The organism is Gluconacetobacter entanii, from assembly GCF_013155425.1.
Classification (GTDB): domain Bacteria; phylum Pseudomonadota; class Alphaproteobacteria; order Acetobacterales; family Acetobacteraceae; genus Novacetimonas; species Novacetimonas entanii.
In genome coordinates this window covers 1-26,255 of sequence record NZ_JABJWD010000068.1, presented here as the reverse complement: position 1 = coordinate 26,255, position 26,255 = coordinate 1, and the positions used below count along the sequence as shown (strand labels likewise).

General features: G+C 67.4%; 22 protein-coding genes and 1 riboswitch. Of the genes, 18 read left to right on the top strand and 4 right to left on the bottom strand.

The genetic code is table 11. The annotated features are described in order from the left end of the window. Nucleotides 1-40: 40 nt before the first annotated feature. Entirely contained in the window at nucleotides 41-1,483 is a 1,443-nt protein-coding gene (locus HNH97_RS12250) for an NAD-dependent succinate-semialdehyde dehydrogenase (RefSeq protein ID WP_171791068.1), read from the bottom strand. 341 nt (nucleotides 1,484-1,824) lie between these two features. On the opposite strand from HNH97_RS12250, the gene acuI reads away from it, so the two are divergent. After that, nucleotides 1,825-2,811, top strand: coding sequence for an acrylyl-CoA reductase (NADPH) (acuI, locus tag HNH97_RS12245; RefSeq protein WP_171791067.1), 987 nt, complete (start codon nucleotides 1,825-1,827; stop codon nucleotides 2,809-2,811). Between the two features lie 56 nt (nucleotides 2,812-2,867). Here the strand turns inward: acuI and HNH97_RS12240 are convergent, their stop codons facing one another. Further along, nucleotides 2,868-3,092, bottom strand: coding sequence for a CbtB domain-containing protein (locus HNH97_RS12240; RefSeq protein WP_110913128.1), 225 nt, complete (start codon nucleotides 3,090-3,092; stop codon nucleotides 2,868-2,870). A 377-nt stretch (nucleotides 3,093-3,469) separates the two neighbouring features. Between HNH97_RS12240 and HNH97_RS12235 the strand changes: the two genes are divergently transcribed. The 8 genes from HNH97_RS12235 to cobJ all read left to right on the top strand — a co-directional run bounded on the left by HNH97_RS12235 (nucleotide 3,470) and on the right by cobJ (nucleotide 12,813). Further along, nucleotides 3,470-4,009, top strand: a complete 540-nt coding sequence (locus HNH97_RS12235) for a histidine phosphatase family protein (RefSeq protein WP_171791066.1) — start codon at nucleotides 3,470-3,472, stop codon at nucleotides 4,007-4,009. A gap of 18 nt (nucleotides 4,010-4,027) precedes the next feature. Further along, nucleotides 4,028-4,298: riboswitch (cobalamin riboswitch) on the top strand. 177 nt (nucleotides 4,299-4,475) lie between these two features. Further along, on the top strand, nucleotides 4,476-4,886 hold the full coding sequence (locus HNH97_RS12230) for a DUF1636 domain-containing protein (RefSeq protein ID WP_171791065.1): 411 nt from the start codon (nucleotides 4,476-4,478) through the stop codon (nucleotides 4,884-4,886). After that, on the top strand, nucleotides 4,883-5,950 hold the full coding sequence (cobW, locus tag HNH97_RS12225; RefSeq protein WP_171791064.1) for a cobalamin biosynthesis protein CobW: 1,068 nt from the start codon (nucleotides 4,883-4,885) through the stop codon (nucleotides 5,948-5,950). The genes HNH97_RS12230 and cobW overlap by 4 nt, the downstream gene beginning before the upstream one ends. A gap of 99 nt (nucleotides 5,951-6,049) precedes the next feature. Next, nucleotides 6,050-9,439, top strand: coding sequence for a cobaltochelatase subunit CobN (gene cobN, locus HNH97_RS12220; protein ID WP_171791063.1), 3,390 nt, complete (start codon nucleotides 6,050-6,052; stop codon nucleotides 9,437-9,439). Beyond that, on the top strand, nucleotides 9,436-10,665 hold the full coding sequence (gene cobG, locus HNH97_RS12215; protein WP_171791062.1) for a precorrin-3B synthase: 1,230 nt from the start codon (nucleotides 9,436-9,438) through the stop codon (nucleotides 10,663-10,665). Before cobN ends, cobG begins: the two co-directional genes overlap by 4 nt. Then, a complete protein-coding gene (locus HNH97_RS12210) occupies nucleotides 10,662-11,303 on the top strand; it encodes a precorrin-8X methylmutase (RefSeq protein WP_171791061.1) in 642 nt (213 codons plus the stop codon). The genes cobG and HNH97_RS12210 overlap by 4 nt, the downstream gene beginning before the upstream one ends. Continuing rightward, complete coding sequence (locus HNH97_RS12205) at nucleotides 11,300-12,037, top strand: precorrin-2 C(20)-methyltransferase (protein ID WP_171791060.1); 738 nt, start codon at nucleotides 11,300-11,302, stop codon at nucleotides 12,035-12,037. Before HNH97_RS12210 ends, HNH97_RS12205 begins: the two co-directional genes overlap by 4 nt. Beyond that, a complete protein-coding gene (cobJ, locus tag HNH97_RS12200) occupies nucleotides 12,034-12,813 on the top strand; it encodes a precorrin-3B C(17)-methyltransferase (RefSeq protein WP_171791059.1) in 780 nt (259 codons plus the stop codon). Before HNH97_RS12205 ends, cobJ begins: the two co-directional genes overlap by 4 nt. Here the strand turns inward: cobJ and HNH97_RS12195 are convergent. Next, complete coding sequence (locus HNH97_RS12195; protein ID WP_171791058.1) at nucleotides 12,783-13,562, bottom strand: cobalt-precorrin-6A reductase; 780 nt, start codon at nucleotides 13,560-13,562, stop codon at nucleotides 12,783-12,785. The two genes, cobJ and HNH97_RS12195, sit on opposite strands and share 31 nt — an antisense overlap. Nucleotides 13,563-13,588: 26 nt before the next feature. Between HNH97_RS12195 and cbiE the strand changes: the two genes are divergently transcribed. The 3 genes from cbiE to cobM are packed head-to-tail and all read left to right on the top strand — an operon-like array spanning nucleotide 13,589 to nucleotide 15,992. Beyond that, nucleotides 13,589-14,833: a precorrin-6y C5,15-methyltransferase (decarboxylating) subunit CbiE gene (cbiE, locus tag HNH97_RS12190; protein ID WP_171791057.1), complete on the top strand. Its 1,245-nt coding sequence runs from the start codon at nucleotides 13,589-13,591 to the stop codon at nucleotides 14,831-14,833. After that, nucleotides 14,830-15,243, top strand: a complete 414-nt coding sequence (locus tag HNH97_RS12185) for a cobalamin biosynthesis protein (RefSeq protein WP_244949418.1) — start codon at nucleotides 14,830-14,832, stop codon at nucleotides 15,241-15,243. The genes cbiE and HNH97_RS12185 overlap by 4 nt, the downstream gene beginning before the upstream one ends. Next, a complete protein-coding gene (gene cobM, locus HNH97_RS12180; protein ID WP_171791056.1) occupies nucleotides 15,240-15,992 on the top strand; it encodes a precorrin-4 C(11)-methyltransferase in 753 nt (250 codons plus the stop codon). Before HNH97_RS12185 ends, cobM begins: the two co-directional genes overlap by 4 nt. A gap of 95 nt (nucleotides 15,993-16,087) precedes the next feature. On the opposite strand, the gene HNH97_RS12175 is transcribed toward cobM, so the two are convergent. Then, complete coding sequence (locus HNH97_RS12175; protein ID WP_171791055.1) at nucleotides 16,088-17,203, bottom strand: cobalt-precorrin-5B (C(1))-methyltransferase; 1,116 nt, start codon at nucleotides 17,201-17,203, stop codon at nucleotides 16,088-16,090. Between the two features lie 74 nt (nucleotides 17,204-17,277). Between HNH97_RS12175 and HNH97_RS12170 the strand changes: the two genes are divergently transcribed. From HNH97_RS12170 to HNH97_RS12145, 6 genes are all read left to right on the top strand, one after another. Further along, nucleotides 17,278-18,591, top strand: a complete 1,314-nt coding sequence (locus HNH97_RS12170; protein WP_407716797.1) for a cobyrinate a,c-diamide synthase — start codon at nucleotides 17,278-17,280, stop codon at nucleotides 18,589-18,591. Nucleotides 18,592-19,047: 456 nt separating this feature from the next. Next, on the top strand, nucleotides 19,048-19,308 hold the full coding sequence (locus HNH97_RS12165; RefSeq protein WP_171791054.1) for a FeoA family protein: 261 nt from the start codon (nucleotides 19,048-19,050) through the stop codon (nucleotides 19,306-19,308). Continuing rightward, nucleotides 19,305-21,155: a ferrous iron transporter B gene (gene feoB / locus HNH97_RS12160; RefSeq protein ID WP_171791053.1), complete on the top strand. Its 1,851-nt coding sequence runs from the start codon at nucleotides 19,305-19,307 to the stop codon at nucleotides 21,153-21,155. The genes HNH97_RS12165 and feoB overlap by 4 nt, the downstream gene beginning before the upstream one ends. 10 nt (nucleotides 21,156-21,165) lie before the next feature. After that, entirely contained in the window at nucleotides 21,166-21,423 is a 258-nt protein-coding gene (locus HNH97_RS12155; protein WP_110913116.1) for a DUF6587 family protein, read from the top strand. Nucleotides 21,424-22,060: 637 nt separating this feature from the next. Next, on the top strand, nucleotides 22,061-24,283 hold the full coding sequence (locus HNH97_RS12150) for an EAL domain-containing protein (protein ID WP_171791076.1): 2,223 nt from the start codon (nucleotides 22,061-22,063) through the stop codon (nucleotides 24,281-24,283). Nucleotides 24,284-24,329: 46 nt separating this feature from the next. After that, on the top strand, nucleotides 24,330-26,057 hold the full coding sequence (locus tag HNH97_RS12145; protein ID WP_171791052.1) for a putative bifunctional diguanylate cyclase/phosphodiesterase: 1,728 nt from the start codon (nucleotides 24,330-24,332) through the stop codon (nucleotides 26,055-26,057). The last annotated feature ends 198 nt before the right edge of the window (nucleotides 26,058-26,255 follow it).

Sequence of the window (26,255 nt, the reverse complement as noted above, 5' to 3'; positions counted from 1 at the left end):
CAGCCCCCTTTTACGCGCACGCCTGATCCGGAACGTTCCGTCAGCCGTACGCCCGCACCGTCACCAGGCGCGTGTCCAGATAGGCCTCCAGCGCCTCCGTCCCGCCTTCGGAGCCATAGCCCGAATCCCCGATCCCCCCGAACGGGATTTCCGGCAGGCCCAGGCCGATATGGTTGATCGTCAGCATGCCCGCGCGCATCTGGTCACGCAGGATGGCCGCCGTGCGCCCCGACCCGGTAAAGGCATACGACGCCAGACCGTAATTCAGGCGGTTCGCCTCCGCCACGGCGGCGTCGAGCGTATCGTACGGCGCCATCAGCGCGATCGGGCCGAAAGGTTCCTCGTTCATGATGCGCATGTCGGTCGTGACATCGGCAAGGACCGTGGGTTCAAAGAAATAGCCGGTATTGCCGATGCGCTTGCCCCCGGCGGCAAGGCGCGCACCCTGTTCCAGCGCGTCGGCCACCAGCGTTTCCATCATGTCCACGCGCCGCACATTGGCCAGCGGCCCCATCTGCGTCCCCTCCGCCAGGCCATCGCCCACGCGCAGGCCCGATGCGACCTCGGCAAAACGGCTGACGAACGTGTCATAGGCGGGACGTTCGACCAGGAACCGCGTGGGCGCGATGCACACCTGCCCCGCATTGCGGAACTTCGCCCCCGCCAGCAGCGACACCGCGCGGTCCATGTCCGCATCGGCGCTGACGATGACCGGCGCGTGGCCGCCCAGTTCCATCGTCGCGCGCTTCATGTGCGCGCCCGCAAGGGCGGCAAGGTGCTTGCCCACCGGGGTAGACCCCGTAAACGTGACCTTGCGGATGACGGGATCGGCAATCAGCGTCTCCGAAATCTCCGCAGGCGTGCCATAGACCAGTCCCAGCACACCCGCCGGCACACCCGCATCCGCCAGCGCGCGGATGAAGGCCGCGGGCGACGCCGGGGTTTCCTCCGCCGCCTTGACGATGATCGAACATCCCGCCGCCAGCGCGGCGCCCACCTTGCGCGCGACCTGGTTGACGGGGAAATTCCACGGGCAGAACGCGGCCACCGGCCCGACGGGACTGCGGATCACCTCCTGCATCACGCCCGGCGTGCGGGCGGGGACGATGCGGCCATAGGTGCGGCGGCCTTCCTCGGCCATCCAGTCGAGCACGTCAGCGGCGGCCAGCAGTTCGATCCGTGCCTCGCCCACGGGCTTGCCCTGTTCCATCGTCATCAGGGTCGCGATGTCGCCGCTGCGTTCCCGCAGGAGCGTGGCCCCCCGGCGCAGGATGTCAGAGCGTTCCAGCGGGGAGGTGCGACTCCACGTCGCAAAGCCACGGGCCGCCGCATCCAGCGCACGACGCAGGTCCTGCGCCGTGGCATGGGCGACATGGCCGATCACCTCCGCCGTGGCGGGGTTGATCACGTCGATCGTGCATCCCGTCGCGCCATCGGTCCATGACCCGTCGATATAGAGCTGTGTGTTGCAATAGGCTGTCATCGGTTTCCTGCTTTCGTTACCCGATCCATCATGTGCGCACATGTCGCGCCATATTCGCATGAGCGCACCAGCGCAGCACATATCCAGATCACAAAACAGACAGTTCACGCGGATGTCGCTGCACAGGCGTCGCAAAACCTGCGCCTATCGCGCGTCCGCACGCCCGGCGGCCGCGTGCCCACACGGCCCCCATGTGCGGACGGGGCGCGGCGGACGACCTCTCCTGAAATTGTACAACTTATTGATATCTGTTCGTTTTATCCTGATCCGCCACAGGTTACGGACCGCAATCTGGACAGGGGAACATCCCTGCCTGCCATGACCCGCCGGAGAGCGCGCCGATGTTCAACGCCATCATGATCGACAAGACCCGCGCGGGATCGCGCGCCAGCGTACGCAGCATTGACCCCGCCGACCTGCCAGAAGGCGAAATCACGGTACGCGTCGATTATTCCTCCCTCAATTACAAGGACGCGCTGGCGATTACCGGGCGTGGCCCGGTGGTGCGGCGTTTCCCCATGATCCCGGGCATCGACCTGGCGGGGGAAATCCTCGCCTCGGACGACCCCGTCCATCGCCCCGGCGACCAGGTGATCGCCAATGGCTGGGGACTGGGGGAGGAGCATTGGGGTGGCCTGTCGCAGATGGCGCGCGTGCATGGCAAATGGCTGCTGCCACGCCCGCGTGGCTTTTCCGCGCGGCAGTGCATGGGCATCGGCACGGCCGGCTATACCGCGATGCTGTGTGTCATGGCGCTGGAGAAGGGGGGCGTCACCCCCGGCGATGGCGACATCGTCGTGACCGGGGCGGGGGGCGGCGTGGGCGGCATCGCCATCGCCCTGCTGGCGCGTCTGGGATATCGGGTGGTGGCCGTGACCGGACGTGACAGCCTGACGGACTACCTGCGCGGGCTGGGCGCGGCCGAGGTCGTGGGACGTTCGGCCCTGACCTATACCCCCCGCCCGCTACAGAGCGCACGGTGGAGCGGGGCCATTGATGTCGCAGGGGGAAAGGTGCTTGCCGCGCTGTGCGCCAGCATGCGGCCCGGCGGCGTTGTCGCCGCGTGCGGACTGGCGGCGGGGATGGACCTGCCGCTGACGGTCGCGCCGTTCATCCTGCGTGGCATTACCCTGCGCGGGATCGACAGCGTGATGTGCCCGCGGGAGCAGCGCATGGCCGCATGGGCACGACTGGAACGTGACCTCGACCCCGCACTGGTCGATTCGATCTGCGCGGAGATCACCCTGAAACAGGCGATCACGACATCGCCGCAACTGCTTGCGGGCAACATCCGCGGCCGCATCGTCGTCAACACGCGCGAGGGGTAGGCCCGCACCGTCCTGACACCCGCACGGGCGTCAGGACAGGCAGGCGCCGGAACGGATCAGTGGCAGGGGAAGCCGAGCAGGTGGCGTCCGTCATGGACGAATTCATGGACATAATGTCCCGACACCAGCGAGGTCGCGCCCTGTTCCGCGCCGACGAAATACAGCAGCAGTGACGCGATCACGAGGCCGAACGCCGCCCAGGGCAGCAGGTCACGAACCGGAATCGCGGCAGGTGCGGAGGACAGGCCGCCCGTGGGCAGGACGGAAGATGTGTGGTTCATGGCAAATGCACTCCCTGATCAGTCGTGATCCCCGACTAACCGATTTCACGACCATCGGCAAACGCTTCACACCGGGCAGCGGGCATGCATGGTCGGTGGCAGGGAACCATGACTTCCCTTTGTGGATGCAAGAACGCAGAGTGTTTGCGTCGCGCGGGCTGACGGAGGAGAACATAAAAAGTTCTGGGTGGCGTCTTTTTCAAAAAGCAATGTTATCTGAAGCTTTTTGAAAAAAGCTTCACCAAAAACCTTTATAAATCCACCAGATGTCTTCCGAACGGCATTTTCAGACAATCCCTTAAGAGAACAGAAGTTTTTTGGTTCTTTTTTTCAAAAAAAGAACACGCCTTCTCCTGCACACGAAACCAAAGTCTGCCATGCACCTGACCTGCCTGTCCCTTCCCGCGCCCGACTGCCTGCGCCGCGCCATCATTCCCACCCATGACGACCTGCCCGCCCTGCCCCCCGGACAGGCCGCGCGCTGGTGTACGGATACTCCCGTCACCTGTGGCGATGACGCTGCCACACAGGTCGGGTGCTGGACCGGGCGCACGCCCCTGCCCCACCGCGCCCTGCGCGCGCGCCACCATGGCGCATGGCAGGGGCGCGCCCTGCGTGACCTGCCCGCACAGGACATGGCGGCGTGGATCACGGACCCGCACTTCGCCCCACCGGGGGGCGAAAGCCTGCGCGACGTGCTGGCGCGCGCGGCGGCATGGCTGTCATGCTGTCCCACCGATCGCGGGGAAATGGCGCTTGTCGCGGATGCGCTGGTCATACGCGCGCTTGTGCTGGCGACGCTTGGCGCGGATGCGGCGGCGTTCGCGGCCCTCGACATCGCGCCATGCACACGGACCGTCCTGACATTCCACAACCGATGGCGGGTGCGTGAAACAGGGGGGATTGCAGCGTTTTGACTCTGCATGGCGGGGGCGTATAAAAGCCCGCGTGATGGTTCCCGCAAGGGATGAAACAGGGAAGTACGGTGCGTGGCGCGGCAGGCCGCCGCACACAATGCCGTCGCTGCCCCCGCAACTGTAAGTGGCGTCAAGCGCCCGGCAGGTCGCCCGTGTCCGGCATATGTCCGACATGGCGCGGCACGTCACTGGCCCCCATGGCCGGGAAGACGCCGGATGCGCGGGCACGGACACCCCAGTCCCTGTCCCGGCCACAAGTCAGGAGACCTGCCATCATCGTCATGCCCCGCCCTTGCGGGACATGGCACGATTACTGGTGTCGCAGGTCCGGCGGGGTGCCTGGAATGCGATGACGTCCTGATGTCCGCGCCGCGCATCGTACGTGATGCCGCACGGTCGATGCACCCCGGCCATGTCCACATCCCCCATCCGGGATGAGGCGACGACAGCGCAGGATGAACGTGCAATGACCACAGGCGACGTCCCCCTTCCCCCACCGGGTTCCGACACCCCTGCCATCCACATCCATGTCTGCGTCACCTGCCTGCGCGGCCTGCCGGTCGGCGCGCCACCACCCGGGCGCGACCTGCACGAGGCGATGCGCGAACGCGCGCAGGGCACCAGTGTCGTGGTGCATGAGGTCAGATGCCTTGCCGCGTGCGACCGTGGCTGCACCGCCATCGTCGCCATGCCGGGGAAATGGGGATGGCTGCTCGGCCATCTCGGCCCGGAGAAGGCCGACGACCTGATGACCTACCTTGCCGCCTATGCCGCCTCACGCAGCGGCAGCGTCATGCCCTCGCGCCGCCCGGCCTCGCTGTCGGACATGGTGCTGGGCCGTTTTCCCGCCTCCCTCCTGACGGAGCAAAGTTCATGACCACACCCTCCCCCTCCCGTGCCCCTGCCGCCCGTGCAAAGGTGCCGGTCACCGTCATCACCGGCTTCCTCGGCGCGGGGAAGACGACGCTGCTGCGCCATGTGCTGTCGCAGGCGCGCGGGCGGCGCATCGCCATTGTCGTCAACGAATTCGGCACGCTGGGCATTGATGGCGAGACGCTGCGTTCATGCGGGGTGGAAGGCTGCCGGGACGAGGATATCGTCGAACTGACCAATGGCTGCCTGTGCTGCACCGTGGCGGACGATTTCCTGCCGACGATGGAGGCCCTGCTCGACCGGGCCGAGCCGCCGGAGCATATCGTGATCGAGACCTCCGGCCTTGCACTGCCCAAGCCGCTGCTCAAGGCGTTTGGCTGGCCCACGGTGCGCACGCGCATGACCGTCGATGGCGTCATCACCGTGGTCGATGGCCCCGCCGTCGCCGCCGGGCGTTTCGCCGATGACCCGGACGAAATTGCACGCCAGCGCCAGGCCGACCCGTCACTGGACCACGACAATCCCCTTGCCGAAGTGTACGAGGACCAGTTGCTGTCGGCGGACATGGTCGTCATCAACAAGACCGACCTGATGACGCCCGAACAGATCGCCATGGTGGAGCGCGAGATCCGTGCGGAGATCCCCCGCGCGGTCAAGATCGTGCATGCCGTGGACGGGCAGGTCGATCCCGTCGTCCTGCTCGGCATGGATGCGGCGGCGGAAGATGACCTGTCGGCCCGTCCCTCCCACCACGACGCGGAAGGGGGCGAGCATGAGCATGACGATTTCGAAAGCTTCGTCGCCACCATCCCCGAACAGGCCAGCGCCGACGCCTTTGTCACGCACCTGGCGCATGTGGCGGAAAAATATGACATCCTGCGCATGAAGGGATTCGCCGCAGTGCGGGGCAAGCCGATGCGCCTTGCGGTACAGGGCGTGGGCAGCCGTTTCCGCCACCAGTTCGACCGTCCCCTGCCCGAAGGCGCGCCGCGCACCGGCAGCCTTGTCATCATCGGGCAGAAGGGCCTGCCGCGCGCTACGATCGAGGCGGACCTGCAACAGGCCTGAAAGACTGTCTGAAAACTTTTATTTTCCATCAACGCCCCTGATGCCGTTGCAACCGCCATGAGCCGATGACCATGAGCACGAAATACAGAGACGACGCACATGCATCTCCTGGCGCGTGAGGTCCGCAGCCTTGACGAGGACGCGGTGGCCGAAGACCTCGGCCATGCGCCCGCCGACATCGTGTTCCTGTCATTTTCCGACAGCGACCTGCTGGCCCTGCGTGCGGCGGCCGATGCCGGGGCGGCGGGTGACGCCACGGTGCGCATCACCAGCCTGTCGCGCCTGCTCCACCCCATGTCGATCGACCTGTACGTGGCCGATACCCTCATGCGTTCGCGCTGCGTGGTGGTACGGCTGCTTGGCGGGATGGAATACTGGCGCTACGGGGTGGAGGAACTGTCGCGCGCCTGCCGCGATGGTGGCATCCCGCTGGCGCTGGTGGCGGGCGATGCACGCCCCGACCCGCGCCTTGCCGCGCTGTCGACCATTCCCGCCGCGACACTGGACCACCTCGATGCGCTGCTGCGCGCGGGGGGGCCACGCAACATGGCCGCCGCCCTGCGCGTGATGGCCGGCCTCGCGCGTCAGGGTGACATGGCGGAGACGGCGCCGGACACGTCCCCGCCCGAAACCCTGCCACCCGCCGGCCTGCTGCGCGCGGCGGACCCGGCGCTGCCCCTGCGCGCGGGCGTCGTGTTCTATCGCAGCCACCTGCTGGCGGGTGACATCGCCCCCATCCTTGCCCTGTCGGACACGCTGGCGCGCCACGGGATCGGGGCGGACCTGTTCTATGTCGCCTCGCTCAAGGACCGGACATGTGCGGCGATGGTGCGCGACTGGCTGACGGATGCGCCGCCCGATGTCATCGTCAACGTGACGTTCTTTTCCGCGCGGGGGGAGGAGACGGACATCTCCGCCCTCGATATCGCCGATGTGCCGGTGATCCAGGCGCTGCAGCCCGGCGTGACGCAGGCGGCATGGCGCGACAGCACGCGCGGCCTGTCGCAGGCGGACCTTGCGATGCAGGTGGTGCTGCCCGAACTTGACGGGCGGATGCCCGGCGCGCCGATCTCCTTCAAGGAGGAAACGGCCCCCGGCCTGCCCGCGCGCCATGTCCCCTATCCCCCGGGGCTGGAAATCGTCGCCGCCCGTGCCAAAGGCTGGGCGCGACTGGCCCACCTGTCGCCCGCCGCGCGGCGGGTGGCGATCGTCCTGTCGGATTATCCCGGCGCACAGCGTGATGGCGGTGGCGACGGGCAGGCGGGCCATGCCGTGGGACTGGACAGTTTCGCCAGCCTGTCAGTCCTGCTGACGCTGCTGCGCGCCGAAGGGTACGACACGGGTCACGACACCCCGCCCGACAGTACCACGCTGGCGCACCTGCTGGCGCGCGCGCCGGCCACGCCGTTCATGACACTGGCACAGTATGAAACCCTGTTCGCCACCCTGCCGCCGGAGGCACGCGATGCCCTGCTCGCCTGCTGGGGCGCGCCGGCCGGGGACCCGGCGGTGGTGGATGGGGCGCTGTGCCTGCGTCACCTGACGCTAGGCCATGTCACGATGGCGCTGCAGCCTGATCGCGGGTCGAAGCTGGACCGCAAAAGTGGGTACCACGACCCCGACACGCCGCCACGCCATGCCTATGTCGCGTTCTACCTGTGGCTGCGCCATGGGGTGCGGGCCGACGCGATGGTCCATCTGGGCACGCATGGCACGCTGGAATGGCTGCCGGGCAAGGCGGCAGCGCCCTCGGCCCGATGCTGGCCCACGCTTCTGGCGGGGGGGATGCCTGTCCTTTACCCCTTCATCGTCAACAACCCCGGCGAGGCCGCGACCGCGCGTCGGCGGCTGGGGGCAGTGACCATCGGCCACATGACGCCCCCGGTCATGGCGGCAGGCCATGGCGATGGCCGCACCGCCGAACTGGAACGGCTGATCGACGAATATGCCGCCGCCGACGGTCTGGACCGCAGGCGCGGCGCGATCCTGCGCGGGGAAATCCTGCAACGCGCGGGGGACCTCGGCCTGCTCGACGAAAGCGGCCCGCGCCTGGACGAGGATGAGGACGAGGCCCTGGCCCGGCTGGATGCCTATCTGTGCGACGTGAAGGACCTCCAGATCCGCGACGGGCTTCATGTCTTTGGCCGCCCGCCGCCGCATGCCCGCGCACTCGCGACCACCATCGCGCGGGCCTGCGGGGCGGATGCGCCGGCCGACCTTGAAGAGCGGCTGCATGACTGCGGCACGGCGGAGGCCTCCGCCCTGCTGCGGGGACTGGACGGGCGCATGGTCCCGCCCGGCCCGTCGGGCGCCCCCACGCGCGGGCGCGCCGACGTGCTGCCGACGGGGCGCAACCTGTTTGCGATGGACCCGCGCGCCATCCCCACCCGGTCCGCCGTGGTGCTGGCGCAGCGCGCCGCCGACCTGCTGCTGGAGGGGCACCTGCAGGACGAAGGCGATCACCTGTCTTCCATCATCATCGACCTGTGGGGGTCATCGAGCCTGCGCACGGGGGGCGAGGACCTGGCCCTTGCACTGCTGCTGATGGGCACGCGCCCGGTCTGGGACAGCGGATCGGGCCGCGTGCGCGGGATCGAAGTCATTCCCATGGCGGTGCTGGACCGTCCGCGCGTGGACGTGACGTTGCGCATTTCCGGCCTGTTCCGCGATGCGTTCGCAGGGCAGATCGCCCTGTTCGAGCAGGCGGTGCAGGCCATCGCCGACCGGGACGAGGACCCGGCCCTCAACCCGCTGGCCCATGGCGTGCGCGGCCTGACGGGGGCGGCACGGCTGCGGGCGACGGCGCGCATCTTCGGCACGGCGCCGGGGTGTTACGGCACCGGGATCGAGGACATGCTGGCGCGCGACGGGTGGGACGGGCGTGACGACCTTGGCCGCGCGTGGATGGCGGGATCGGCATGGACCTATGGCGGCACGCGGGAGGGCACGCGCGACGACGACGCCCTGCAACGCCGCATCCGGGCCGCCGACGTCATGCTGCATGTGCAGGACCATGCGGAAATCGACATCCTCGAAAGCCCGGACATCGCGGCCCATGCGGGCGGCATGGCTGCTGCTGCTGCCGCCCTTGGCCGGACGCCACGCATGCTGCATGGCGATACGTCCCGCCCCGACACCCCGCGCCTGCGCGCCACGGCGCAGGAGGTCGCGCGCGTCGTGCGCGGTCGCCTGACCAACCCGGCGTGGCTTGCGGGGATGCGTCGCCATGGCTATCGCGGGGTGGCGGAAATCGCGCGTGGGGTGGCGACCCTGCACGCCTTCGCCGCCACCGTGCCCGCGCGCTTCGACCGGCAGTTCGACCTTGTCTTTGCCGCGATCGCCAATGATGCGGAAATGGACCGCTTCCTCGCCACCGCCAACCCCGACGCCCGCGCCGCCATCCGCCACCGCTTGGCGCAGGCGCAGCGGCAGGGCCTGTGGCGGCCACGTTCCAACAGCGCGGCGATGCTGCTGGACCCCGACGCATGAGCACGTCCCCCACCGTACGCGGATGGTGCCCCGGCCTGCACACCCCGATGGAGGCCGCCGATGGCTGGCTGGTGCGCGTGCGCCCGCCGCTGGGGCAACTGACGGCGGCGCAGGCGGGGGTCATCGCCGATGCCGCGACACGCCTTGGCAACGGGCGCATCGAACTGACCAGCCGGGGGAACCTGCAACTGCGCGGCTTTTCGCCCGACACCGCGCCACGGTTCGCATGCGAACTGCGCACCTGCGGACTGGGGGGGGAGGACGCCTCCGAACGGCGGCGCGCGGTGCTGGTGTCGCCGCTGGCGGGGCTGGACCCGGCCTGTGACGCGCGGACCCTGCCCATTGCCCGCGCGCTTGATGCGCGTCTTGCGGCGGCGACCCATCTGTCCGCGCTGCCCGCGAAATTCGTCATGGGGGTGGATGGCGGCGGATACGTGCCCGCAGGCGCGATCCGCGCCGACATCACCGCGCGCGCCCATGGCGGACGCTGGCATATCACCTGCGGCAATGCGCGCGCTGCCTGCGCGCCCGATGCGATCCCCGGCCTGATGATCCGCCTTGCCGAAGCCTTCGTGCAGGTCGGGGGCACCGCCCGCCCGCTGCGTCGGCGCGACATCGGCATGACCCTGTTCGCGCAGGCCGGCATCCCGGCCGAGGCCCATGATGACGGCCCTGCCCCGCCATTGCCGCCGCTGGTCGGTGCGCTGCCGGGGGGATGTTACGGGGTGACGCCGCCGCTGGGCCGGATGATGGCCGCCGACCTGTCGCAACTGGCGCAAGGGTGCGCCAGCGATGGCACGGGCGTCCTGCGGATGGGACCGGGGCGGGCCATCGTGCTGCCGGGACGTACCACTGCACCGGACCTCGGCGGGTTCGTCACGGACCCGCATGACCCGTGCCTGCGTATCGTCGCGTGCATCGGGCGGCAGGGTTGCGCCTGCACGGAGGCTGACGTGAGTGCGGACGCACTGGCGCTGGCCGCCGACGTGCCCTCGGGCCTGCGGCTGCATGTCTCGGGATGTGCCAAGGGATGCGCGAATCCCGGGCGCTGCGACATCACGCTGGTGGCGGCGCGGGCGGGTTACGACCTGTGCCGCAATGCGCGTGCGGCCGACCTGCCGCTCCTGCGGGGGCTGGGCGTGGCGCAGGTACGCGCCCTCTTGCATGAAGGGCGTGCCTCGGCCGATACACCACAACACCAGAACGGGGAGAAAACACCGGCATGACCGGCACCACGCGGTCTTATGACTATATCCATGACGGGGCGGCGATCTATGCCCGTTCCTTCGCGACCATCCGCACTGAGGCCGACCTGAGCGGTTTTACCCCGGACGAGGCCCGCGTGGCGGTCCGTATCATCCATGCCTGCGGCATGGTGGACGTCGCACGCGAAATCCGCATGTCGCCCGATTTCACCGCCGCGGCACAGGGCGCGCTGCGGGCGGGGCGGCCCATCCTGTGCGATGCGGAAATGGTGGCCCGTGGCGTCACCCGCACCCGCCTGCCCGCCGACAATGCCGTCATCTGCACCCTGCGCGACCCGCGCACGCCCGAAATCGCACGACAGATCGGCAATACGCGCTCTGCCGCCGCACTGGACCTGTGGGGCGATGACATGGCGGGCGCGGTGGTGGCCATCGGCAACGCGCCGACCGCGCTGTTCCACCTGCTGGAACTGATCGAGGCGGGTGCCCCGCGCCCGGCAGCGGTCATCGGCATGCCGGTCGGGTTCGTCGGCGCTGCCGAATCGAAGGAGGCGCTGGCCGAATTCGGGGACCTGCCGTTCATCATCGTGCGCGGGCGCCTTGGCGGCAGCGCGATGGCGGCAGCCACCGTCAACGCCCTTGCGTGCGAGGCGGAATGAACACCGCCCCCGCACGCGGCCGCCTGTCCATTGTCGGCATGGGACCGGGGGACCCGGAACTCCTGACGCTCAGGGCCGCGCGGATCCTGCGCGAAAGCCCGGTCGCGGCATGGTTCGCCCGCCATGACCGCACCGGCCATGCGCGTGAAATCGCGGGCGACCTGCTATCCCCCGACGTCATCGCGCTGCGCTTCGCCTATCCCTTCACCGTGGAAATCCCCGTCAGCGACCCGCGCTATCCCGCGCGGATGGCCGAATTCTACGACCGCTGCGCCGAAGACATCGCAACCCACCTCGACGCCGGGCGCGACGTGGCGCTCCTGTGCGAGGGGGACCCGTTCCTGTTCGGCTCGGCCATGTATGTGTTTGACCGCCTGCATGGACGCTTTCGCTGCGAGATCGTGCCGGGGATCACCGGCATGGCCGGGTGCTGGTCGCAGGCGCAGGTGCCGATGGTCCATGGCGATGACGTGCTGTGCGTCATTCCCGCGACACTGGACGAGGACAGCCTGTGTGGGTGGCTGGAACGCGCGAACGCCGCCGTCATCATGAAGCTGGGCCGCAACATGGCCAAGGTGCGCAACGCCCTGCGCCGCACCGGGCGCGACGGGCGGGCGGTGTATGTCGAACGCGCGACACAGGCACAGCAGCGCTGCATGCCCCTGTCGGACGCGGGCGAACGCGCGCCGTATTTTTCCATCATCCTCGTGCCCGGACGCACAGGTGTAAGATGACCCAGACGCCTCCCCCTTCCCCGCCCTGCCTGTTCATCGTCGGCCTCGGCCCCGGCGCGCCGGACCAGATGACGCCACAGGCAGCCGCCGCACTGGCGCAGGCGTCGGACCTGATCGGCTATGGCCCCTATGTCGCGCGCGCCGTGGCGGGGCCGGACGTGGTGCGCCACGCTACCGACAACCGTGTCGAACTTGAACGCGCGCGCCATGCGCTGGAACTGGCGCTGGCGGGACGGCGGGTGGTCGTCGTCTCCGGCGGGGATGCGGGCGTGTTCGGCATGGCCAGCGCCGTGTTCGAGGCCATCGACCACGGTCCCGCCGCATGGCGCGACATCGACGTGCAGGTCATCCCCGGCGTGTCCGCCGTCCTTGCCGCCGCCGCCCGCCTTGGCGCACCACTGGGCGGGGATTTCTGCGTCATGTCGCTGTCGGACAACCTCAAGCCGCGCGCGGTGGTGCATGACCGCCTGCGCGCCGCGGCGGGTGCGGGGTTCGTCATCGCGCTGTACAACCCGCGTTCAAAGGCCCGGCCCGGACAACTGGCGGAGGCATTCGACGTGCTGCGCGCCGTGCTGCCCGGCACCGTCCCGGTTGCCTTTGCCCGCGCCATCGGCCGCCCCGATGAACGCGTCATCCTGCATGACCTCGCCCATGCCGATCCCGAACAGGTGGACATGAGCACGCTGGTCCTGATCGGCTGCGAACGCACGCACCTGATCCCGCGCCCGCAGGGGCAGCCATGGCTCTATACGTCGCGCAGGGTCGATCCCTCGTGAATGATGGCCCGCGACCGCAGCCACGCCATGGCATGCTCCACGTCCCCCACCACGGTCGCGGGGGGTACTGCGGGCCGTTCCACCATGATGACCGCAATCCCCAGCGCCCGCGCGGCCTCAAGCTTCCCCGCCGTTGCCGCGCCACCCGAATTCTTCGTCACGATCAGGTCGATCCCCTCGCGCCGCAGCAGCGCGTCCTCCGCCGCCACGTCGAAGGGGCCGCGCGCCTGAATCGTGCGCGCCCCCATGGGCAGCAGCGCCGGGTCCGGGGCATCGACACTGCGCACCAGCCACGTATGCCCACATGCCGCCACGTCGCGAAACGCCAGCAGGTCCTTGCGCCCGATCGTCAGCAGGATACGGCGCGGCGCGGGGCCGATGGCGCGCGCGGCCGCCGCCATGTCGGGGACCATGGTCCAGCGGTCGCCAGGCGACGGGGTCCATGCGGGCCGCTCCACCCGCGCCAGCGCAACGCCCGCGCGCGCGCAGGCCGCAACCGCATTGGCGCTGATCCGCGCGGCAAAAGGATGCGTTGCATCAATGACGGCCGCCACGCGATTGTGCGACAGCCAGTGCGCGAGCCCTTCCACCCCGCCGAAACTACCGATTCGCACCTCCATCCGTGGCAGGACGGGCGCGCGCGTCACCCCGGCGAGGGAGAGCGTGGCCGCGAAACCGGATCCCGGCGCCTCGAGCCTGCGGCACAGAAGCCGTGCCTCCGTCGTGCCGCCCAGAACCAGTACCCGCATCGTTGCCACCCCCCAAGGAGACTGAAATGACCCATCCCGCATGGCTGCATGTTATCGGCATTGGCGAAGATGGTGTCGAGGGCCTGTCGGAAGTGGCGCAGGCACTGATCGCCTCGGCCGAACTGGTCGTGGGGGGACGGCGGCACCTGCTGCTGGTCGAAGGGCTGATGCGTGGCGAACGGCTGATGTGGCCCACCAGCATATCCGAAGGGATCGAACGCATGCTGCGCTGGCGCGGGCGGCGCGTGGTGGTGCTGGCGTCGGGCGACCCGTTCAGCTTTGGCATCGGCGTCACACTGTGCCGGTACATACCGGTGGGGGAGATGACCTGCATCCCCTCCCCGTCTTCCATCGCGCTGGCCTGTGCGCGGATGGGATGGGCGCGGCAGGATACGACGGTGCTGTCGATCTGTGGCCGCCCGATGGAGGTGGTGGCCCCCGCATTGCAGCCCGGCGCGCACCTGATCGTGCTGTCGGCGGACGGGCGTTCGCCCGTGACGCTGGCGAAATGGATGACGGCGCGCGGCTTTGGCCCCTCCGTCATCCATGTGCTCGAGGCGCTGGGCGGTCCTTATGAACGCCACGTGCACATGCGCGCGGACGCGCTGGCGGCGGGCACGGCGGAGGGGATCAATCCGCTCAACCTGATGGGGATCGAGGTCGTGGCCGAACCCGGCGCGATGGTCCTGCCGCTGTCAACGGGGCTGCCGGATGACATGTTCGCCCATGATGGGCAGATCACCAAGCGCGAGATCCGCGCCGCCACCCTGTCCGCCCTTGCCCCGCGCCAGGGCGAGATGCTGTGGGATATCGGTGGCGGGGCCGGGTCGATCGCCATCGAATGGATGCTGTGCCATCCCGCCAACCGTGCCGTCACCATCGAACGCAACCGCGAGCGTACCGCACGCATCGCGCATAATGCACTGACGCTGGGCACGCCTGCGCTGCGCATTGTCGAAGGCAGCGCGCTGGAGACCCTTGCCGCATTGCATGACCGGCAGACGCCGCGTCCCGATGCGGTCTTCGTGGGGGGCGGGATCGGCAATCCGGGCATGATGGAGGGGGCATGGGACGCCCTGCGTCCCGGCGGCCGGCTGGTGGCCAATGCCGTCACGCTGGAAGGCGAGACCGCGCTGCTGGCCGCGCATGCGCGCTGGGGCGGCAGCCTTTCGCGCCTGCGCGTCGAACGGGTGGAACAGGTCGGCACGCAGTCCGCCTTCCGCCCGGCGATGACGGTCACCCAGTACGCGGCCACCCGCCCCGCCGCATGAACGCGACCGCGACACCGGCGACGCATGCGGGGGGCCTGTGCGTGGCGGGCATCGGGTGCGGCAGCGGATGCGACGCGGACGATATCCTCGCCCTCCTGCATGAGGCCACCGGCCGGGCGCACTGCCGGCCCGGACTGATCGCCATTCCCGATTTCCGCGCCGACTGCGCCGCTCTGCACGCGGCGGCGCGACAGGCGGGCCTGCCGCTGCGCGTTGTCTCCCACGCCGACCTGCTGGCGGCGCAGCCACGTTGCGTCACCCGTTCGACACGGGTTATGGCGGCGCACGGCGTCGCCTCGGTCGCCGAAGGCTGCGCCCTTGTGGCGGCGGGAGACGGGGCGCGCCTGGTCGTGGCGCGCATGGCCTTCCGGCGCGTCACATGCGCCATTGCACGAACGGAGCATACATGACCGTACATTTCATCGGCGCAGGCCCCGGGGCCGCCGACCTGCTGACCCTGCGCGGGCGCGACCTGCTGGCGCGATGCCCGGTCTGCCTTTACGCCGGGTCCATCGTCCCGCGCGAAATGCTGGCCCACTGCCCGCCTGATGCGCGCCTGGTGGATACCGCGCCCATGACGCTGGACATGATCGAGGCGGAATATGTCGCGGCCCATGCGGCGGGCCACGATGTCGCGCGCCTGCATTCGGGGGACCTGTCGGTCTATAGCGCCGTGGCGGAGCAGATCCGCAGGCTCGACCGCCACGCCATCGCGTGGACCATGACACCCGGCGTCCCGGCATTTGCCGCCGCCGCATCGGTGCTGGGCCGTGAACTGACCATGCCCGAAGTGGCGCAGAGCGTCGTGCTGACCCGTGTCAGCGGCCGGGCGTCGGCCATGCCGGAGACCGAGACGCTCAGGGCCTTTGGCGCAACGGGCGCGACCCTTGCGATCCACCTTGCGATCCATGCACTGGACAGGATCGTGGCCGACCTGACCCCGATTTACGGCGCGGACTGCCCCGTGGCGATCGTGGCCCGCGCCACATGGCCCGACCAGGTGGTACTGCGCGGGACGCTGGGCACGATTACCGCGCAACTTGCGGAACATCCCATCGAACGCACGGCCCTCGTGCTGGTGGGACGCGCGCTGGGGCAGCATGATTTCCGCGAAAGCGCGCTCTATAACCCCGACTACCACCGCCGCTTCCGCTCATAAAAACCTAAAGAAGTTTTTGGTGAAGCTTTTTTCAAAAAGCTTCGAGAAACGTCGTCTTTTTGGAAAAAGGCGGCACCCAGAAACTTCTATCAGTTTTATCCGTCTTCATCGACCGGACGGGGACCGTGACGTGAAACCAGCGTGCCCGCACGGTCGAACATCAGGATGTCGAGGGCGCATCCACTGCCCGCCAGCACATCGCGCGCCACACCCCACGCCCGGCGCGTGATGACGGCGCCAAGGTCGATCTCCGCTGCTGCCGTAAGCGTGAACGCCGCCGCGACCGTATGGGTCTGTGCGATCCGTGCGGCAAGGTCCGCATCCGCCCCCGCGCGCGCGGCATCGCGGGCCAGTTCGGCCATGTCCGCGCGCCCGCGCCGTGAATGCAGGTCAAGGAACCCCTGCGCCAGCTTGCTGATCTTCGCGACCCCACCGGCCACGGTAACGCGCGGCACCGGATGGCGGCGCAGGTATTTCAGCATCCCGCCCGCGAAATCGCCCATTTCGATCATCGCCTCCTCCGGCAGGCCGTACAGCGCCCGCGCCGCGCGTTCGGACACATCGCCGGTGGAGCCGACCACATGCACAAGCCCCATGGCACGCGCCACGTCCACGCCGCGATGGATGCTGTCGATCCACGCGGCGCAGGAAAACGGCACGACGATGCCCGTCGTCCCCAGGATCGACAGGCCACCGACAATCCCCAGCCGCCCGTTAAGCGTGCGGCGTGCAAGCCGTTCGCCATCGGCGACCGAAACCGTAACCTGCACGTCCGGCACCCGCCCGTCCCCTTCGTTCAGGGCGGTGCGGATCATCCGGCGCGGGACGGGGTTGATCGCGGGTTCGCCCACCGCGATCGGCAGGCCCGGCAGGGTTACGGTCCCCACGCCGGGACCGGCGCGAAAGGTGATGCCCGTCCCCGGCGCGGCGGGGGCCAGATCGACACGGACCAGCGCGCCATGCGTCACGTCGGGATCGTCGCCCGCATCCTTGATGACGCACGCCCATGCGCCCCCTGCCCCGTCATGGCCATGGGCGGCGAGGCTGAAGGCCACTTCCTGCCCGGCGGGCAGGGTGATGGTGACGGGATCGGGAAAATCGCCACCCCGCATCGCCACCCACGCCGCCCGCGCCGCCGCCGTGGCGCAGCTTCCTGTGGTCCAGCCCCGGCGCAGGCTGGCCGGATCGGGGGTGTTGCGGGTATGTGTCATCGCGGCGTTCCAGTATGGGCGGGGACCATGATGGAACAGCATGTAGCAGGTGGGGACACACGATGGCAGGCGTGATGGCACGGGGACTGATGATCGCGGCCCCCCGTTCGGGCGGGGGGAAGACCACGCTGACACTGGCGGTCATGGCCGCCCTGCGCGCGCGTGGCGTAAGGGTGGGCGGGGCCAAGACCGGGCCGGATTACATCGACCCCGCCTTTCATGAGGCCGCAACCGGCCGCCCCGGCCTCAACCTCGATAGCTGGACCATGCCGCCCGTCCTGCTGGACACGGTCATGGAGCGCGCACAGCAGACGGCCGACATGGTGGTGGTGGAGGCGTCGATGGGCGTGTTCGACGGGCTGGACACGCCCGATGGCGCACGCGGCGCACCGTCGGACATCGCGACGCGTTTCGACCTGCCGGTCGTCCTTGTCCTCGACGTATCGGGACAGGGGCAGTCGGCGGCGGCGACCGCGCTGGGCTTTGCACGGCTGGACCCCGGCGTGCGCGTGGCGGGGGTGATCCTCAACCGTGTCGGCTCCGCCCGGCACCGCGCCATGGCGACCCGCGCGATCGAGGCCATCGGCCTGCCGGTGCTGGGCGCGTTCATGCGCAATCCCGACCTGCGCATGCCCGAACGCCACCTCGGGCTGGTGCAGGCGCGCGAACATGACGGGCTTGCGGCCCTGCTGGCGCAACTGGCGACGCAGGCGGAGCGTGACCTCGACCTTGACGCGCTGCTGGCGCTGGCGGCGGGGGCGTACACCCCGCCGGGGACGCCCGCCATCGCCCTGCCGCCGCCGGGACAGCGGATCGCGGTGGCCAACGACGCCGCCTTTTCCTTCCTGTATGCGCACATGGTCATGGGATGGCGCGAAATGGGGGCGGAGATCCGCTTCTTCTCCCCGCTGGCGGACGAGGCCCCGGACGGGGAATGCGACGCCTGCTGGCTGCCGGGGGGATATCCCGAACTGCATGCCGCGCGCCTGTCCGCCGCCACGCGCTTTCACGCCGGGCTGCGCCATTTCGCCCGCACGCGGCGGGTGCATGGCGAATGCGGCGGGTTCATGACGCTGGGGGCCAGCCTGACCGACCGCGACGGGCAGACACATGCCATGGTGGGGCTGCTGGACCATGAAACCTCGTTCGCGCGGCGGCGGATGAACCTTGGCTACCGCGCGGCGCGTCTGCGCCATGACTGCGCGCTGGGGCCTGCGGGCACGCACCTGCGCGGGCACGAATTCCACTATGCCACCATCACCACCCCCGGCACCGACACGCCGCTGGTGGATCTGTGCGATGGCAATGGGGAGGACCGGGGCATGGCGGGGGGGATGCGCGGCAATGTCAGCGGCACGTTCTTTCATGTGCTGGCACGGCATGGCTGAGGTGCGAAACACGGTTCCCAGTGCGACGTGAGTGTCCGGGGACAGGCGTTTCATGAGGCCAGTTCCTTTCAAAAATCTGGCATCCTTCGAAGCTTTTTCAGAACGCTTCCCCAAAACCCCGTTGCCGGTTTTCGGGATGTTGCGCGGGCGGTCCCTTACAACAGGCCCGGAAGCCGATGGACAAGGCTGGTGCCAAAAATTAAGATTAATTCTTAGAGGCTGTTTCAAAAACCCCGTTCCCGGCGCATAACGCTGCGCCAGCGCGCCGGCTGCCTGCGGCGACTGGTGCGCAGGGATGCCCGCCGGTCACAGCCATCGGGATCGCCCACGGGACGATCCACGGGGCCATGACCCGGGCGGGACTGCTGGATGGCCCCTTTGCAACCTGTCAGGTCCCGGGCCGGCCTGTTTCATTTTGGGCGCGCCATACCATATGGGTATGTGTGCGAGATACAGATGCGACTGAATGAACTTCCACGCGGGATGGAGGCCATCATTGATCGGGTGGAAGACGCCAGTCACCCCGACCCGGTGGCGGGCCGCCTGCGCGAACTCGGCTTCGTCCCGGACGAACCCGTGCGCGTCGTGGCCACCGCGCCCATGGGCGGCGACCCGATCGCGGTCAGCATCGGCTTCACCCGCTTTGCCCTGCGGCGTGACGAGGCCGCGCGCGTGATCGTCCACGTCCCCGGCCCACAGCCCGGGTCACACCCATGAACATGATCACCCCGGCCCGCACCCTGCGCATCGCGCTGGTGGGCAACCCGAACTGCGGCAAGACGGCGCTGTTCAACCTGCTGACCGGCAGCCGGCAGAAGGTCGCCAACTATGCCGGCGCCACGGTGGAGCGCAAGGAAGGCCGCTTCACCACGCCGCAGGGGCACGACATCCGGGTGCTGGACCTGCCCGGGGCCTACAGCCTTGTCGCCACAAGCCCGGACGAGGCGGTGACACGCGACATCTGCGCCGGGACCTATCGCGGGGAGGCCGCGCCCGACCTGCTGGTGTGCGTGGCCGACGCGACGAACCTGCGCCTGCACCTGCGCTTCGTGCTGGAAATGCGCCAGCTTGGCCGTCCCATGGTGCTGGCGCTCAACATGATCGACGCGGCGCGGCGCAAGGGCATGGAAATCGACCTGCCCCGCCTTGCCGCCGAACTGGGCGTGCCGGTGGTCGCCACCGTGGGGATCCGCCGCGATGGCGCGCGCGACCTGCTGGCACAGCTTGACGCGCCACTGCCGCCGCCGCCCGTGCCCCTGCCCGCGGATACGGACCTGCATGCCGTCGTGCGGCGTATCCTGGCCGACTGCGTCACCCGCGCGCATCCGGTCTCCAGTGAACTTGAGGAGCGGCTTGACCGCTGGGTGCTGCATCCGGTGTGGGGGCCACTGATCCTTGCGGTGCTGCTGTTCGTGATGTTCCAGACGGTCTTTGCCTGGGCGCAGCCACTGATGGACGGGATCGACGCGGGCATGGGCTGGATCGGCGAACAGGTGGGCCACCTGCTGCCCGAAGGCGCATTGCGCAGCCTGCTGGTCAATGGCGTCATCGCGGGCGCGGGCAGCGTCGTGACCTTCCTGCCGCAGATCCTGATCCTGTTCCTGTGGATCCTCGTGCTGGAGGAATCGGGCTACCTGCCCCGCGCGGCCTTCCTGCTGGACCCGGTCATGTCGCTTGCGGGGCTGAGCGGGCGTTCCTTCATCCCCCTGCTGTCGAGCTTCGCCTGCGCGGTGCCGGGCATCATGGCGACGCGCACCATCCAGAACCCGCGCGACCGGCTGGTGACCATCCTGATCGCGCCGCTGATGACCTGTTCGGCGCGGCTGCCGGTCTATACGCTGCTGATCGGGGCGTTCATTCCCCACCGCGCCGTGTGGGGGTTCCTGAACATGCAGGGGCTTGTGCTGTTCGGGCTGTATGCGGTGGGTATCCTGTCCGCCCTGCTGGTGGCGCGCATCGCGCGGCGTGGTGGGCGCGGGCAGGAGGCGGCGCTGCTGATGGAGCTTCCGGCCTATCGCCTGCCCAACCCGCGTGACCTGCTGCTGGGGCTGACGGAACGCGCGCGGATCTTCCTGATGCGCGTGGGCACGACCATCGTCTCGCTCACGGTGCTGCTGTGGGCGCTGTCCAGCTTCCCCGCGCCGCCCGCAGGGGCCACCGGCCCCGCCATCGACTGGAGCCTTGCGGGGCGGATCGGGCACCTGATGCTGCCGGTCTTCGCGCCGCTGGGCTTCAACTGGCAGATCTGCGTCGCCCTGATCCCCGGCCTTGCGGCGCGCGAGGTCGCGGTCGGCGCGCTTGCGACCGTCTATGCCATCGGGGATGCGGGCGCCGATACGGACCAGGCGGCGATGCTGGGGCAACTGCTGCCCGCGCACTGGAGTGTCGCGACCGCGCTGTCGCTGCTGGCGTGGTATGTCTATGCCCCGCAATGTGTCGCGACCCTTGCGGTCATCCGGCGTGAAACCGCATCGTGGCGCATGGTCGCCATCACGGCGGGCTACCTGTTCGCGCTGGCCTATGTGATGGCGCTGCTGACCTACCGCCTCGCGCTGCTGTTCTGAGGGCGGGGGCATGATCCAGTCGATCCTTGTGGCCTGCGCCGTCGTGGCATGTGCCCTGTACTGGACGGGACGGCTGTTCCCGCGCGCGCGCCTGTCGGCATGGGGCATGATTGCAGCCACGCTGCAGCGCATGGGCGCACCCGAACGCTGGCGCACCATCGCGGCCCGACGCGCGACCCCGCGGACCGGCGGCGGGTGTGGCGGATGCAGTGGCTGCGCCGGGGCCTCCTGCACACCGGACAAAAAGCAGAAAGCCGGTTCGAAATAACCGGTCGCTACAGTCTCCGCGCGCCATCCCGTTTCAAAAAACCAGCATTCTTTCAAAACTTTTCAGATCAGAAACGCCTGAACCGGTATGGGCCGGTTTTTCTGCCCCCTGCCGTCATCGCATGTCGATGGCCGCACGCAGGGGGCCGCCCTGCAATCCGCCAAAGGATATCCTTCCTCTGGGACGTTATTTATCAACAGTTTGCGTCATGCGTTCGCGCCGTTCCCGCCGGCCCACTGACGCACGCGCATCGCGCCTGCCCCTAACCTTTCGTTAGCATCTGCTGGTTACGCTGGGACCGCAGACGCGGGCCTGTCACCCGATGTCAATTAGGGGGCATAAGATTTATTTGTCTTTTTGCAGAAAACATCCCTATGCACATCACGATACGAATTGATAGAAACAAATAAGCCTGTATTGTCCAATTTCATAAACATAGACTATAAATGCATCTTTACTCTGAAAAAATTACTCATCTTTCCATTGTTTTTATTTCATATCTGAAACAGACAGCCTGCCTTGATTATGGATACCGGCACGCCTGACATCGCATGGGCACCCCTGCGCGGTGGCGAGACATGACTTTCAGATCCGCAGGCCCTATGATCCTTTTTCCTTTCTCCCCCTGAGGTTGATGATGAGCAAGTCCCATCTAAGCGCTGAAGTCCTCTTGTCGGCACTTGAGCAGGCCATTGATGCGACAGTGATTATTGATGACAAGAACAACGTCATCTTTTTCAACAAGGCTGCCGAAAACCTCTGGGGACTGCCCCGGCAGGACGTGATTGGCAAGAACGTCAGTTCACTCGTGCCGCTCCAGCACCGCCAGGACCATGACAGCTTCATCGACACCAACCGCCGCACGGGCGTCAGCAAGATCGTCGGCACCTCGCGGGAGGTGGAATTCTCCCGCTCGGACGGGGAATATATCTGCGGGGAACTGTCACTTTCCAAGGTCCTGACCGGCGAAGGCCGCATCTACTACATGGGGGTGATGAAGAACGTCACCAACGAAAGCCAGCAGCGCAAGATCCTGATCCTGCAGAACGACGTGCTGCAGGCGCTCGCCAGTGACATGCTGATCCAGGACGTGGCCGACCTCCTGTGCCGCCGGGTCGAAGGGTTCGTGCCCGGCGCGGTGGCGGTCCTGATGCTCATCATGCCCGACGGGCAGTTGCGCGTGCTGTCCTCGCCCACACTGCCCAAGCGCTTCCGCGCGGCACTCGAGACGGTGCAGCTTTCCCCCTCCGCCATGGAAAAGCTGCGCGCGGACCCGAAGCAGGCCAACCGACTGGTATGGGACAGCTACCGCTCGCTGGGGATTTCGCTGGGGCTGCAGCAGTGCTTCTCCACCCCGGTCAAGACCCAGACGGGAGAGGTCTCGGGCATCTTCGCGCTGTATTCGCGCGATGACGCACGCCACAATTCATGGCCGCAGCGCATCGTGGATTCATGCATCCCCTTCTGCGCGCTGGCGTTCGAGCAGAACGCGACCAAGCAGCATATTTCACACCTGTCGAACTTCGACTCCCTGACCGGCCTGCTGAACCGCTCTTCGGTGCACAAGGTCCTCGAGGGCATGATCGCCAAGCAGGAGGGCAACCACCACTTCGCGATCTTCATGCTCGACATCGACCGCTTCCGCGACATCAACGACGCGCTCGGCCATGTCTATGCCGACCAGTTCCTTGTCGAGATCGCGCAGCGCATCCGCTCCATCGCCAAGGACGATTACATCGTCAGCCGTTCCGGCGGGGACGAGTTCGTGGTGGCCGTGCCCAACTGCCGCAATGACGATGCGATCAAGTTCGCGGAAATGCTGATCGCGACCATCGCCAAGCCGATGCAGATCGGGCAGAACACGCTGACCATCTCGTGCAGTGTCGGCATCAGCACCTTCCCCGACAACGGCCCCGACAGCGAATCCCTGCTCAGCAACGCAGACGTGGCGATGCGGCAGGCCAAGATCGACGGGCGCGGCACCTACCGCTTCGCCAATTCGGAAAAGAACCAGGTGGCGCAGGACCGCCTGGTGCTCGGCTCCGCGCTGCGGGATTCGCTGGCGCGCGGGGCGCTGAACCTGCATTACCAGCCACAGGTGCGCACCCATACGCTCGAACTGTGCGGGGTGGAGGCGCTGTCGCGCTGGCATCACCCGCACCTTGGCAACATCTTCCCCTCCCGCTTCATCGCGGTGGCGGAGGAAACCGGCCAGATCGAGGCCATCGGCCGCTGGTCCCTGCAGGAATCGTGCCGCCAGATGGTGCAGTGGGACAAGGACGGCATCCATGTCCCCACCGTGGCCGTGAACCTGTCGGCGGTGCATTTCCGCAACCGCGCGCTGCCGGAATACATTTCCAACCTGCTTGACCATTACAAGCTGACGCCCGACCGCCTGACGGTGGAAATCACCGAAAGCGTCATGATGGACAGCAGCAGCGACACCGAAGAAGTGCTGCAGGCCATCCGCAACCTTGGCGCGGGGCTGTCGATGGACGATTTCGGCACGGGCTATTCCTCCCTGTCGCGCCTGACGCGCCTGCCGCTGACGGAAATCAAGATCGACCGCAGCTTCATCAACGATTTCGAGCACGACACCAACGCGCAGGCCGTGACCATGGCGGTCATCGGCATCGGGTCGCGCCTGGGCATGACGGTCGTGACCGAAGGCGTGGAGACCGAGCAGCAGCGCCGCCTGCTGGAGGAGCTGAAGTGCGACGTGATGCAGGGTTACCTGTTCGCCAAGCCTCTGGCGCCCAAGGATCTGGAGCAGTGGGTGCGCCAGCGCCGCACCATCAAGAACCTGGCCGACCCGACGGGCAAGGCAAAGACGGTATCGGAAAAAAACAAATCGAATTAAAAGTTAAGGCACCATTCCAGCGTTTCGCTTTGTTCCGAGGTTTTATATGTCCGCCAGACACGACGACCGACTCAGGGCCCTTACACATGAAGATGCCGATTTCTGGGCTGATGTCGTCGATAATGTCCTGATTGTCGCCGTCACCGACAGGAATGGCGTCATAACCTACGTCAACCAGAAGTTCTGCGACGTCAGCCAGTATGCGCGTTCGGAACTGCTGGGGCAGACGCACCGGATCCTCAATTCCGGCGTGCATACGCATGCGTTCTTCCGTGACATGTACCGCACCATCTATTCCGGACGGACATGGCACGGGAACATCTGCAACCGCACCAAGGACGGCAGCCATTACTGGGTGGCGACCACGATCATCCCGCACCACGGTTCGGACGGGAACATCATCGGCTTTGTCGCCGCGCGGTTCGAGATCACCGAACTGATGAACACCAAGGAGCGGCTGAAGATCCAGGCCGCGACCGACACGATGACCGGGCTGCTGAACCGTGGCGGGTTCAACGCCAGCCTGATCGCCACGCTGGAACAGTGCAAGCACTCCAGCGCGGAGGAACGCGTGCTGGTGATGTTCGACCTTGACGGGTTCAAGCAGATCAATGACATCCACGGCCATCATGCGGGTGACATCGTGCTGCGCACGATCGGGCGGCGCATTGTCGAACTTGTCGGGCCGGAGGAAGCGACCAGCCGGCTGGGCGGCGATGAATTCGCGATCATCCTGCACAAGAGCCTGAAGGAAAACTCCCTCGAATCCATCCTGACCCGCCTTCAGGCGCTGCTTGAGGAGCCGATCGACCTTGAATCGGCCGTCGTGCGTGTCTCCGGCAGTATCGGGGCAACCCCGCTGACGGCGACCGATACGCTCGAAGACGTGCAGAAGAACGCCGACGTGGCGCTGTATGCCGCAAAGCAGGCCGGCGGCAAGCAGGCGCGCATGTTCAGCGCCAGCCTGCACAAGACCGCGCTGGAACGCGCCAAGATCCTCAAGGAAGCCCGCGCGGGCGTGAAGCAGAACCAGTTCGAGGTCTATTACCAGCCCATCCTGAACTGCCACACCGGGCAGATCGAACAGGCCGAGGCCCTGATGCGCTGGCACCATCCGCAGCGTGGACTGCTGTCGGCCGGGGCATTCACCGATGTGTTCGCCGATTCTGGACTGGCGCAGGAGATGGAGACCCATCTGGTGCAGTCGTTCCACGACGATATCGCCATGTGGAAGAAGGCGGGCCTGCCGAACCTGCGCCTGGCGGTGAACCTGTCACATCTCGACCTGCTCAGCCTCGACCAGCAGGTGGACCTGCTGAGCGAGATCAAGCACCTGAAGATGGATCCCAGCACCTTCATGCTGGAGGTGACGGAACATATGCTGCAGGGGCGTCGCGCGGAAAAGAGCCAGTTGCGCCTCAAGTCGCTGGCCGAAGACGGGTTCGGCCTTGCGCTGGACAATTTCGGCCATGGCAGCGTGCGGCTGTCCACACTGAAGAACCTGCCGCTGAAATCGCTGAAGATCGACCGCAGCCTTGTGCGCTATATCGACACGCGGGAACAGGATCGCGACATCCTTGCCGCCCTTATCCGGCTTGGGCACGGGTTTGGCCTGTCGGTGACGGTCGAAGGGGTAGAGACACGCAAGCAGTTCGACATCGCGACCCAGTTGGGCGTGGATTATATCCAGGGCTTCTTCATCTCACGTGCGGTATCCGCCACCGATCTGGTAAAGATCACCCGCGAACATGCATGGGAGCATGATCTGGGCTGACACCCCCGGACAGACTGATGGATAAGAAATAAAAGTTTTTGGTGAAGATTTTTTCAGGGCCTGTTGGGAATTATGCTTTTTTCAAGCATCTGCATATGATTCAAAGCTTGTATGGATCGCTTCGTACTGACAGACGCCCAATGGGCGAAAATGGAACCGCTGTGCCTTGGCAAGAAAACAGATCGCGGGCGCAGCGGG